Raw genomic sequence first — 11,665 nt, 5'->3', positions numbered from 1 at the left:
GATGAAATTTGCGAAAAAACTGACTCCGCTCTGTCTGGTATTACTGCTTAGCGGCTGTATGGCCGGGCCGGATTATCATCGTCCTGCGGCCGATATTCCGTTGCAGTTTAAAGAAGCCAAAGGCTGGCAGCAGGCCAGTCCACAGGATGACCGGCCGAAAGGGGAGTGGTGGCGGGTATACCATGATCCGCTGCTGGATCAGCTGATGCCACAGGTGGCGATTTCTAACCAGAATATTGCCATGTATATGGCACAGTACCGGCAGGCACAGGCACTGGCGGCGTCTTCCAAAGCCAGCCTGTTTCCTGCCCTGACCGCCAGTGCCGGGTCTTCCCGTGCCGCCAGTCACAGCAGTGGCAGTTCGCCGGTTCAGCGTCTGTCTGACAGTCATTCAGCCAGTCTCAGCGCCAGCTGGGAACCGGACCTGTGGGGAAAACTGCGACGTCAGCTGGAAGAGAACCGCGCTTCAGCGGCAGCCAGCGCCGCCGAACTGGCTAATGCCACTCTCAGTGCACAGTCGGAACTGGCACAGGACTATTTTCAGTTACGGATTATTGACCAGCGTATTGCCCTGTATCAGCAAAGTATCGCTGCTTATGAAGGTTATTTACGGGTAATTACCCATAAATATCAGGCCGGCAGTGAGGATCGCGGCACTCTGGCCCAGGCACAGATGCAGCTGTCCTCGGCGCAGGCATCGGCACTCGACTATCACTGGCAGCGTGCCCAGCTGGAACATGCCATGGCCCTGCTGATCGGAAAAACCCCGTCACAGTTCTCGGTTGCAGCCGCGCCGTTACAGGCGACACTGCCGCCGGTTCCGTCTGTGCTGCCCGCCAGCCTGCTGCAACGTCGTCCGGATATCGCCTATGCCGAACGTAATGTGGCGGCTGCCAATGCGGCGGTCGGGGTGGCGATTGCCGGATACTTCCCCGACCTGACCCTCAGTGCCAGCGGCGGGTTTACCTCATCCGTATTACACAACCTGTTTTCATTACCGCAGCGGGTATGGTCTCTGGGGCCGGAGCTGAGCGGGACGGTGCTGGATTTCGGTGCCACCACGGCGGCGGTTGACCAGGCGCGGGCAGCCTATGATGCCCGCGTAGCGACCTATCGCCAGACGGTGCTGACGGCGGTACAGGGGGTGGAGAATAACCTGGTGGAACTGACCACCCTGCAACAGGAAATTGCCGCGCAGCAACAGGCCACTGATGCTGCCGTGGAGTCTGCGCGGGTGACCCGTAACCAGTACAATGCCGGCATGATCGACTACCTCGATGTGGCGACCACGGAAAACAGCAGTCTCAGTGCCCGCCAGAGCCTGCTGGCATTACAGAGCAGCCAGTGGGTCACCAGCGTGGCGCTGATTACCTCGCTGGGCGGCGGCTGGGACAGGGCGACCCTGCCCGACACGGCGGAATCCCGTCATCAGTAATTGCTGATCCCTTTCTGAAATAACCTGTGTGCCTCAGGTGCCCGCGGCGCGGGAATCTGAGGTGCAGCACATTTTGCCACCGAAAAAGCGACATTTTCTGTCGGGGAATTGTTTACGGCGACACAAACGTGTTTAATCCGTCATATTGCGGTTTGAATCTTAAGGAGAGAGAATGTTTAGCTTATTGCGTGGCCTGTGCCGCTTGCTATGGCGGGTACGGCTGCACGGTGATTTATCGGTACTGAATAATCCCCGCGTACTGATCACCCCTAATCATGTTTCTTTCCTCGACGGTATCCTGTTAGGGCTGTTTTTACCGGTAAAACCGGTGTTCGCAGTCTGGTCCGGCCTGTCCGATAGCTGGTATATGAAAGCGCTGGGCGCGCTGGTGGATGTGGTCAGCCTCGATCCGCTGAAACCTATGTCAGTCAAACAGTTGATCCGTCTTACAGAGCAGGGCAGACCGGTGGTTATCTTTCCGGAAGGCCGGATCACCGTGACCGGCTCATTAATGAAGGTATACAGCGGTGCCGGTTTTGTGGCGGCGAAAACCGGTGCCAGTGTGGTTCCCGTCAGGATAGAAGGGGCAGAGTTCAGCTGGTTTGCCCGTAAAAGTGGTGACATCCGCCGCCGTGCTTTTCCGGACATTGCTCTGCATGTGTTACCCGCTACCCGTATTCCTATGCCGTCTGCGGGCAGTGCCAGACAGCGCAGAGCACTGGCCGGGGAGCATCTGCACCATATTATGATGGAAGCGAGAATGGCGGTCCGTCCCAGACATACCCTGTTTGACGCTTACCTGAGTGCGGCCAAACGTTATGGCTGGCGGCGGGCCTGTGTGGAAGATATCCGCTTTACACCCGACAGCTACCGCGGGTTACTGAAAAAAATGCTCGGGGTGGCCCGGCTGCTGGATAAACACTGTCCGCCCTGTGCGACCCCGGGTCTGTTACTGCCGAATACTGCTGTGACCCCGGCGGTGGTATTCGGGGCAATTCTCTCAGGCCGTGTGCCGGCGATGCTGAACTATACCGCAGGGGTTAACGGATTACAGGTGGCGGTAACGGCTGCACAGATCACCACCATCTTTACCTCTCGTCAGTTTCTGGAGAAAGGCAAACTGTGGCATCTGACGGAGGCGATCCGCGGGGTCAGCTGGGTGTATCTGGAAGATTTGAAACCGGCGCTGCAGTTACGCGATAAGTTGTGGGTTCTCTGGCATCTGCTGGTGCCCGGCCGGGCACAGGCCGCACAGCAGCCGGAAGACGCCGCGATGATCCTGTTTACCTCCGGCTCGGAGGGCAACCCGAAAGGTGTCGTTCACAGCCATAAAAGTCTGCTGGCCAATGTTGAACAGATCCGTACGGTGGCAGATTTCCGGCCAGGGGACCGTTTTATGTCATCCCTGCCGTTATTCCATGCCTTCGGCATGACTGTCGGCATGCTGACCCCCCTGTTTACCGGGGCTGAGACTTTCCTCTACCCCAGCCCGCTGCATTACCGGGTGATCCCTGAGCTGGTCTACGACCGTAACTGTACCGTGTTGTTTGGCACCCCGGCCTTTCTGACCCGTTATGCGCAGTTTGCCCACCCTTATGATTTAGCCAGAGTGCGTTATGTGGTGGCCGGGGCCGAAAAACTGCGTGATTCGACCCGTGATCTGTACCTGGAAAAGTTTGGCCTGCGGATCCTCGAAGGCTATGGCGCGACAGAATGTGCGCCGGTGCTGTCGATTAATGTGCCGATGGCAGCCCGCTTCTCCACGGTTGGCCGTATTTTACCGGCCATGGACTTCCGGCTGATTTCGGTGCCGGGCATAGAGAACGGTGGCCGTCTGCAGGTCAGCGGGCCGAACCTGATGAAAGGCTACCTGCGGCTGGAAGCGCCCGGGGTGATTGAACCGCCGGTGGCGGATAACGGCGAAGGGGTCAAAGAGCCGGGCTGGTACGATACCGGCGATATTGTCAGTTTTGATGAGGACGGTTTTTGCCAGATTCAGGGCAGGGTGAAACGGTTTGCCAAACTGGCCGGTGAAATGGTGTCGCTGGAGGTGGCCGAAAGCCTGGCTCTGCGGGTGTCGGCCGGGTATCAACATGCATCTTCGCTGAAAAATGATCCCCTGCGGGGTGAGGCTCTGGTGCTGTTTACCAGCGATCCGCAATTAACCCGCGAGCGGTTATTAGAGGCCAGCCGTGAACTCGGCTACAGCGAGTTAAATGTGCCGCGTGATATCTGCTTTCTGTCACCGCTGCCGATGCTGGGCAGCGGTAAACCCGACTACCTGCAACTGAAAGCGCTGGCGGCGACGCCAGCCGAAAACGGAAATAACAATGAATGAATTAAGCTCAGGCACTGCTGCTGGCAGGGCTTCTGGCTTACGTCCGGTATTACTGGCACAGTTTTTTTCGGCATTCGGCGACAATGCCCTGTTGTTTGCCACCCTGGCACTGATGAAAAAAGACAGCTATGCGGACTGGACTCAGCCGGTACTGCAGATAGTGTTTGTGGTGGCTTATATCCTGCTGGCACCGTTTGTCGGACAGCTGGCCGACAGTTTTCCCAAAGGCCGGGTGATGATGGTGGCGAACGGGCTGAAATTTACCGGTGCGGTACTGATTGGTCTCGGTGTTAATCCCTTTGCCGGTTACGGGCTGGTGGGGATTGGTGCGGCGGCGTACTCGCCCGCCAAATACGGTATTCTCGGCGAACTGATCGATAAACAGCAACTGATCCGGGCGAACGGACTGATGGAAAGCTCGACCATCGTCGCTATTCTGCTCGGTTCGGTAACCGGCGGCCTGCTGGCCGACTGGCATATTTCCACCGCGTTACTGTTATGCGCGGTGATTTACGCTCTGGCGGTGGTTGCTAATATGCTGATACCCGGCTTACGGGCAGCCACACCGGACAAAAACTGGCGCTGGCGGCAGCTGCTGTCACGCTTCCGCCATGATGCCGTCAGCCTGTGGCAGGATAGCGATACCCGTTTTTCGTTAACCGGCACCAGTTTATTCTGGGGAGCCGGGGTCACCTTACGTTTTTTGCTGGTACTGTGGGTTCCGGTGGTGCTGGGGATCACTGATAATAAAACCGCGACGCTGCTGAACGGGATGGTCGCGGTGGGGATTGTCGGCGGAGCGTTGCTGGCAGAACAGCTAATTTCACTGCAGCATACTCAGCGCTGTATACCGGCGGGGATACTGGTTGGCGGACTGGTGATTATGTTTACCCTCAGCACACATGAGTATAGCGGTGGTTTCTGGCTGTTACTGCTCGGCGTCTGTGGCGGACTGTTTGTGGTGCCCCTGAATGCATTATTACAGGTGCGTGGCAGAGAGTCGGTCGGCGCGGGTCCGGCGATTGCGGTACAGAATTTTGGTGAGAATATTGCCATGCTGCTGCTACTGGCCCTGTATACCCTGACCATCCGGCTCGGGGCCTCAGTCATTGTTACCGGGATGGCTTTTGGCGGGCTGTTTTCGCTGGCGATTGCCGGTTTATGGCTCTGGCAGTGGCGCGGTAAATCTGCGGTGCGGCAGTAAGTCAGAGGCTGCACCGCGGCCGGGGCCGCAGTGCAAAATCGGTCAGGGAGCCGGATACGTATAACGGCGATGGATGGCTTCCAGCTGCTCCATCAGTTCACTGCTCAGGCTGAGGTTAACGCTGTCGATATTTGCTTTCAGCTGTTGCAGTGTGGTGGCCCCCAGCAGAGTACTGGCGACAAACGGTTGCTGACGAACAAAGGCCAGTGCCATCTGTGAAGGGTCGAGCCGGTGTTGTTTTGCCAGCGCGACATAGGCAGCGACTGCTTCAGCAGACTGCTGCCCCGAATAACGGGTAAAACGGCTGAACAGAGTATTTCTGGCATTGGCCGGTTGTTGCCCGTTGAGGTACTTACCGCTCAGGGTGCCGAAGCCCAGAGCAGAATAGGCCAGCAGCTCCACCCCTTCGTACTGGCTGATTTCGGCCAGTCCCACTTCGAAACTGCGGTTCAGCAGGCTGTACGGGTTCTGGATGGTGACAATCCGCGGTAACTGATGCTTTTCTGCCAGTTGCAGATAGCGCATCACTCCCCAGGGGGTTTCATTCGAAACACCGATATAACGGATCTTTCCGGCGCGGACCTGTTCTGATAACGCGTCCAGGGTTTCCAGCAGGGTAACGGGGATATTTTCTTCCGTGTACTGGTAGCCGAGACGCCCAAAGAAGTTGGCCGGGCGTTGTGGCCAGTGCACCTGATAGAGGTCGAGATAGTCAGTATTCAGCCGTTTCAGGCTGGCATCCAGTGCGGCACGAATATTTTTGCGGTCCACCACCTGGCCTGCGCGGATTTGGGCATCGCTGCCGCGTGCCGGTCCGGCGACCTTACTGGCGAGGATGATTTTGTCGCGGTGACCGGTTTTTTTCAGCCAGCTGCCGATATAGGTCTCGGTCAGCCCCTGAGTTTCAGGGCGGGGAGGGACCGGATACATTTCTGCCGTATCGACCAGGTTAATGCCCTGACTGAGCGCGTAATCTAACTGGGCATGGGCATCGGCTTCACTGTTTTGCTCGCCGAAGGTCATGGTGCCCAGACCCAGTTGACTCACTTCCAGCGAACTATGGGGAATACGATGGTAGAGCATGGCTGGCTTCCTTTTGTCATGATGGGTTAAGGGAAATCTACACCGGCACCGGGGGCAAGTCTACAGCAGGGCGTGTTACGGGAAGTGTCGCCGGGCCGCGCTGAGTGGTGACGGCAGTGTTACCGGCTCGTCAGGTTATTCCGCGGATTAAGTCAGGGAGACGGTATGGATAATGTGCAGCGGCCGGGCGGGTGTTCCGGCCGGACAGCGTCAGCGTTCGATAATGCCGGAGATATCGTCGCCGTTAATCTGAATTTTGTTGCCGGCTTCGTCCGTATACTGTACCAGCCCGGTATCTTTATCGATTTGTGGTTTACCGTCGGTCATTATCATCCGGCCATCTTTGGTGGCCATAACATAATGACTGCTGCAACCGGCTGACAGAACGGTCCCCAGTAATACACCGCACAGTGCGGTGATTTTTATCATTTTCATCTTGTCTCCCGACGTAAATTTATACGTTACCGCTATCAGTAATAAATGATTTCTGTGCAGTAAACAAACCAGACGGGTCTGAAACAGGCAATAAACATCAGGCAGGCAACAAAATTCACGGGCTGAGTAACAAAAGCAGCGTGCCGCGACGGGCGGCACGCTGTTTCGCGGGCGGCTACGATCAGTGGTTTTTTTTGTTGCCGCGTAGCAGGTTGAGTAATTCGACACCCATTGAAAAGAACATCGCAAAGTAGATATAGCCTTTGGGAACATGCACCGAAAAACTTTCCAGCATCAGGGTAAAACCGACCAGGATAAGAAAAGCCAGCGCCAGCATTTTTATGGTCGGATGACGCTCGACAAATTCGCCGATCGCTTTTGCGGCAAACATCATCATAATCACCGCCACGATCACTGCCGCCATCATAATAAACAGATGATCGGACAGCCCGACGGCAGTGATCACCGAGTCGAGGCTGAAAATGATATCCAGCAACATGATTTGCACAATCGCGCCGAAGAATGAATGTACGCGACTGGCTCTGACCTCTTCACCGCCTTCAATCGTTTCATGAATTTCTTTGCCGGACTTCCAGATCAGGAACAGTCCTCCGGCCAGCAGGATCAAGTCACGGGCGGAAAACTCATGACTGAACAGGGTGAACAGGGGGGTAGTCAGGCGTACAACCCAGGCAATTGAGGCCAGCAATGCCAGCCGCATCAGCATGGCGGCCATCAGACCCAGACGGCGGGCTCGGTTTTGCTGGTGTGCAGGCAGTTTTGCCACCACCAGTGAAAGAAAAATAATATTGTCGATACCGAGAACGACTTCCAGAACAATCAGTGTCCCGAGCGCCAGCCAGGCATTAGGGTCCGCAATCCACTCGAACATACTCACATCAATCCTAAACAAAAGCTAAACGAAGAGTATAACCGGGCAGTATTCCCTGACTAAAGTAAAAAATGACGGGCCAGCAGCGGGCCGGTAAAGGTTTTCTTTAAGTAAAAACCCCGTGGCAGGGTCAGTACCGGCTGCCCCTGCGGGCCAATAGCTTCAGTCAGGGCCTTACTGTTGGCGGCTTTGGGACGGATTTGCAGGTACTGACCGTGGCGGGCGGTAATATTCTCTACCCTGCCCAATACGATCATCTCCATCAGTTCTTCCCAGTCTGCGCGCAGTTGCTGTTCTTCTTCCGCCGAAGGACGCCATAACAGCGGGCTGCCGATACGGCGATCTTTCAGCGGAATTGCGCGGTCGCCTTCCACCGGCATCCACAGTACACATGAAAGTTTATGCCGCAAATGGCAGTGTTGCCAGTCAACACCGCTATTACCGGTCAGGGGGGCTACGCAGACAAAGGTGGTTTCCAGCGGCCGGCCAAGACGGTCAACGGGGATTGTTTTCAGTTCAATCCCCAGATGGGAGAAATCCTGCTCTGCTTTACTGCCGGCACTGGCACCGAGGTGGCGTTCGAGTAATGTGCCAATCCAGCCTTTATCGCGGCGCAAGTCGGCAGGCACGGTTATCCCCAGCCTGCCGGCCAGCTCTTCCATCGATTGTCCGGCCAATGCACAGGCCCGTTGCATTAAGATCTGTTCGCTTTCCGGCGCAGACAAAGGTTCAGGAGAATAAGACATTCGGCCTCATGAGTTGGTTAAAAAACACTCGCCGTGGTACAGGCGCGGATCTGCAGAATAAATTATCGGGGATAAAGCTAATAATAGCATGATTAATCATGGTTTTTTAATCCGTTTTCGGTTGTACCCTCTGACCTGTGACCGGTTTATACCCTGTTGTCATCGATAATAAACAGGATTATCCGCCCAGTTATCCACAGAAAAACTGGATAACTGTGTATTAACCTGACTACTGGTTCGATTTACAGCCTTGACTTTGCCACCCTGTGCCATTTTTCAGGCAGTAATGGATAAGTTATCACCATAAACTGTGGATAAAAATGCCGGTGGTTATTTTTTGTTCAGTGAGTTAAGTTATCTTTATCGCTGGCAGCTAATCCGGCTTTTTTTATCGCGCTTATATTAATTATCTATTTGTAATTTAAGTGTTTTATTTCTGTCTTTTTTTATGGGGAATCGGGTTTTACTGGTCTATTATTCATTAAATTCCCGCGTTCTGCACAAAGCTATCCACAGAAAAGGTGCATAAAATTGTCTCCGGCTACCGGCTGCTGTTTATAACTTGGCTAAGAATTGTGAGTTATTCCGGAATTATTCTGATGAAACCCTGACAGCCAATGGTTTACCGTCTGTAAGGAGTATGAAACAATCAGGCTATCTGAAGATAGATTTGAGGTAGTCTGGTGATCGATGATGATGGCTACCGCCCGAATGTTGGGATTGTGATCTGTAACAGGCAGGGACAGGTATTGTGGGCCAGGCGCTTTGGACAGCATTCCTGGCAGTTCCCCCAGGGAGGTATCAACCCCGGGGAAACGCCGGAACAGGCGATGTATCGCGAATTGTTCGAAGAAGTCGGATTGCATCGTAAAGATGTCAGAATTATTGCATCGACCCGCAACTGGCTGCGTTACAGGTTGCCAAAACGTTTGGTGCGTTGGGATACCCGGCCGGTGTGCATCGGCCAGAAACAAAAATGGTTTCTGTTACAGCTGCAATCTCATGATGGTGCCATTAACGTACAGGGAAGCAGTACCCCCGAGTTTGATGGCTGGCGATGGGTGAGTTTTTGGTATCCGGTTCGCCAGGTGGTCTCTTTTAAACGTGATGTTTATCGTCGGGTGATGAAAGAGTTCGCTACCGTAGTGATGTCTGTCACGGAAAATTCACTGCAACGCAGTCAACCCTCCGGCCGAAGAAAAAGAGGATAGGGCATGCCGCTGATGCTCACCCAGTTGCGCGATATTGTGGAAAAGGTTGCCGGTGCTTCCCGACTCAATGAAGCACTGGAAATACTGGTTAATGAGATCTGCCGGATGATGGATACCGAAGTCTGTTCGGTGTATCTGGCTGACCATGAGCGTCAGTGCTACTACCTGATGGCGACACGCGGTTTAAAAAAACCGCGTGGCAGAACCATTACCCTGGCTTTTGACGAAGGCATTGTCGGGCTGGTCGGGCGTCTTGCCGAACCGATTAACCTCGCCGATGTTCAGAGCCACCCCAGTTTTAAATTTATCCCGTCAGTGAAAGAAGAAAATTATCGTTCTTTTCTCGGTGTGCCGGTAATTAACCGCCGTCAGGTGACGGGGGTACTGGTGGTACAGCAGCGGGAACTGCGTTCCTTCGACGAATCGGAAGAGTCTTTCCTGATGACCCTCGCGACTCAGGTCGGCGCATTACTCTCCCAGTCGCAGACCGGACAGTTGTTTGGTTTGTTCCGCCAGAGCCGTATTAAAGCTATCGCCGCCTCGCCCGGGGTAGCCGTCGCCCCCGGCTGGGTTGACCATGTACAGCCGACCCTTGATCAGGTATCGCGCGCATCGACACTCGACAGCGAGCAGGAGCGGGAGCGTCTGTTACTGGCGATCAGTGAAGCCGGTGACGAGTTCCGTCGCTACAGCAAACGTTTTACCAGCAGTGTGCAGAAAGAAAGTGCGGCTATTTTTGACCTCTACTCGCACCTGCTGAGTGATCCGCGCCTGAAGAAAGATCTGCTGGCAGAAATAGATCGTGGTTCAGTCGCCGAATGGGCCGTGAAAACGGTGATTGAACAATACGCGGGTCAGTTTGCCGATTTAAAAGATGCCTATCTGCGGGAACGCAGTGGCGATATCCGTGAACTTGGGCAGCGGCTGCTGTTTCATCTTGACGACAGCCTGCAGGGCACGAATGCCTGGCCGGAACGTTTTGTTCTGGTAGCCGATGAACTGACCGCGACGGCCCTGGCCGAAGTTCCGCCGGAACGTCTGGCCGGTGTGGTGGTACGTGACGGTGCCGCCAACTCCCATGCGGCTATTTTAACCCGTGCCATGGGGATACCGGCGGTGATGGGCGCGGATATCCGCCCCGAACAGCTGCACAAGCAGTTACTGATTGTTGACGGCTACCGTGGTGAGTTGCTGATCGATCCTGAACCTATTCTGATTAAAGAATATCAGCGGCTGATCCGTGAAGAAAATGCCCTGAGTAAAACCGCCGAAGCCGAAGCGGAACACCCGGCAATGCTGAAAAGCGGCGAAGCGGTGGAAATTCTGCTGAATGCCGGGCTGAGTGCCGAGCTGGAACAGGAAATGAACAGTTGGGTGGATGGTGTCGGCCTGTATCGTACCGAAGTGCCGTTTATGCTGCAAAGCGGGTTTCCGTCCGAAGAAGAGCAGGTGGCCCAGTATCAGGGGATGTTACAGCTGTTCAATAATAAGTCTGTCACACTGCGCACCCTGGATATCGGTGCCGATAAGCAACTGCCTTATATGCCGATCAGTGAAGAAAACCCCAGCCTGGGGTGGCGGGGGATCCGCCTGACTCTCGATCAGCCGGAGATTTTTCTGGTACAGGTCCGTGCCATGCTGCGGGCCAATGCCGCCTCAGGCAACCTGAATATTCTGTTACCGATGGTGACCAGCATCGACGAAATCGATGAGGCGCGTAAACTGATCGAACGTGCCGGTCATGAAGTGGAAGAGATGCTGGGGTATGTGATCCCGCGTCCGAAAATCGGCATTATGATTGAAGTGCCCTCGATGATATTCCTTATCCCGCAGGTGGCCCGCAGTGTCGATTTTATCTCGGTCGGCAGTAATGATCTGACCCAGTACCTGCTGGCTGTCGACAGGAATAATACCCGGGTGGCAAACCTTTACGATTCATTACACCCTTCAGTATTACAGGCCTTGTATCATATCAGCGCCGAAGCCCGTCGCCATAACCTGCCGCTCAGCCTGTGTGGTGAGATGGCCGGTGACCCGATGTGTGTGGCACTACTGACAGGTATGGGATTCCGCCATTTAAGTATGAACGGCAAAAATGTCCCGCGGGTGAAATATCTGCTGCGTCATCTGGATTGTGACGAAACAGAACAGCTGACCGCGCAGGTATTACAGGCCAGTACCGCCAGCGAGGTGCGTTATCAGGTGGTGGTGTTTATGGAGCGGCGGGGGCTGGGAGGCTTAATCCGCGGCGGGCGATGAGACTCATTGCTGTTTACATTTGCCGGTCACACGCCGACAGCGGCTGTGCTATGATGCGCAAC

At 54.9% G+C, this 11,665-nt stretch carries 9 protein-coding genes; 5 read left to right on the top strand and 4 right to left on the bottom strand.

Translation table 11 applies throughout. The annotated features are described in order from the left end of the window. Position 1 precedes the first annotated feature (1 nt). The 3 genes from JK216_RS09135 (at position 2) to lplT (ending at position 4,977) form a co-directional block, all read left to right on the top strand. Positions 2–1,435 (top strand): efflux transporter outer membrane subunit, encoded by a 1,434-nt coding sequence (locus JK216_RS09135; RefSeq protein ID WP_212711550.1) that lies wholly within the window; start codon positions 2–4, stop codon positions 1,433–1,435. A gap of 172 nt (positions 1,436–1,607) precedes the next feature. Then, a complete protein-coding gene (gene aas / locus JK216_RS09130) occupies positions 1,608–3,773 on the top strand; it encodes a bifunctional acyl-ACP--phospholipid O-acyltransferase/long-chain-fatty-acid--ACP ligase (RefSeq protein WP_212711551.1) in 2,166 nt (721 codons plus the stop codon). Next, complete coding sequence (gene lplT, locus JK216_RS09125) at positions 3,766–4,977, top strand: lysophospholipid transporter LplT (RefSeq protein ID WP_212710398.1); 1,212 nt, start codon at positions 3,766–3,768, stop codon at positions 4,975–4,977. The genes aas and lplT overlap by 8 nt, the downstream gene beginning before the upstream one ends. Positions 4,978–5,019: 42 nt before the next feature. On the opposite strand, the gene JK216_RS09120 is transcribed toward lplT, so the two are convergent. The 4 genes from JK216_RS09120 to mutH all read right to left on the bottom strand — a co-directional run bounded on the left by JK216_RS09120 (position 5,020) and on the right by mutH (position 8,133). After that, complete coding sequence (locus JK216_RS09120) at positions 5,020–6,060, bottom strand: NADP(H)-dependent aldo-keto reductase (RefSeq protein ID WP_212710397.1); 1,041 nt, start codon at positions 6,058–6,060, stop codon at positions 5,020–5,022. Between the two features lie 210 nt (positions 6,061–6,270). After that, a complete protein-coding gene (locus JK216_RS09115; protein WP_249213036.1) occupies positions 6,271–6,489 on the bottom strand; it encodes a YgdI/YgdR family lipoprotein in 219 nt (72 codons plus the stop codon). A 187-nt stretch (positions 6,490–6,676) separates the two neighbouring features. After that, entirely contained in the window at positions 6,677–7,387 is a 711-nt protein-coding gene (locus tag JK216_RS09110) for a TerC family protein (RefSeq protein WP_212707775.1), read from the bottom strand. A 59-nt stretch (positions 7,388–7,446) separates the two neighbouring features. Next, positions 7,447–8,133, bottom strand: coding sequence for a DNA mismatch repair endonuclease MutH (gene mutH, locus JK216_RS09105; protein ID WP_212707729.1), 687 nt, complete (start codon positions 8,131–8,133; stop codon positions 7,447–7,449). Positions 8,134–8,816: 683 nt separating this feature from the next. Here mutH and rppH point away from each other — a divergent pair. Both rppH and ptsP read left to right on the top strand, forming a co-directional pair. Beyond that, positions 8,817–9,344 carry an RNA pyrophosphohydrolase gene (gene rppH / locus JK216_RS09100; protein ID WP_212707730.1) on the top strand — a complete coding sequence of 176 codons (528 nt, stop codon included), beginning with the start codon at positions 8,817–8,819 and terminating at the stop codon, positions 9,342–9,344. A 12-nt stretch (positions 9,345–9,356) separates the two neighbouring features. Continuing rightward, the gene (gene ptsP, locus JK216_RS09095; RefSeq protein WP_212707776.1) at positions 9,357–11,603 is read left to right on the top strand and encodes a phosphoenolpyruvate--protein phosphotransferase; all 2,247 of its coding nucleotides are present in this window, start codon (positions 9,357–9,359) and stop codon (positions 11,601–11,603) included. Positions 11,604–11,665 lie beyond the last annotated feature (62 nt).

The organism is Tatumella sp. JGM94 (genome assembly GCF_018257595.1).
Lineage (GTDB): Bacteria > Pseudomonadota > Gammaproteobacteria > Enterobacterales > Enterobacteriaceae > Tatumella > Tatumella punctata.
The sequence above is the reverse complement of the archived record's forward strand: the minus strand, read 5'-3'. Positions and strand labels throughout refer to the sequence as shown.

Bases quoted from the DNA above. Each gene is read 5' to 3' on its own strand.
- JK216_RS09120 (WP_212710397.1), bottom strand. From the start codon at position 6,060: ATGCTCTACCATCGTATTCCCCATAGTTCGCTGGAAGTGAGTCAACTG.
- JK216_RS09135 (WP_212711550.1), top strand. From the start codon at position 2: ATGAAATTTGCGAAAAAACTGACTCCGCTCTGTCTGGTATTACTGCTT.
- mutH (WP_212707729.1), bottom strand. From the start codon at position 8,133: ATGTCTTATTCTCCTGAACCTTTGTCTGCGCCGGAAAGCGAACAGATC.
- JK216_RS09110 (WP_212707775.1), bottom strand. From the start codon at position 7,387: ATGTTCGAGTGGATTGCGGACCCTAATGCCTGGCTGGCGCTCGGGACA.
- lplT (WP_212710398.1), top strand. From the start codon at position 3,766: ATGAATGAATTAAGCTCAGGCACTGCTGCTGGCAGGGCTTCTGGCTTA.
- ptsP (WP_212707776.1), top strand. From the start codon at position 9,357: ATGCTCACCCAGTTGCGCGATATTGTGGAAAAGGTTGCCGGTGCTTCC.
- aas (WP_212711551.1), top strand. From the start codon at position 1,608: ATGTTTAGCTTATTGCGTGGCCTGTGCCGCTTGCTATGGCGGGTACGG.
- JK216_RS09115 (WP_249213036.1), bottom strand. From the start codon at position 6,489: ATGATAAAAATCACCGCACTGTGCGGTGTATTACTGGGGACCGTTCTG.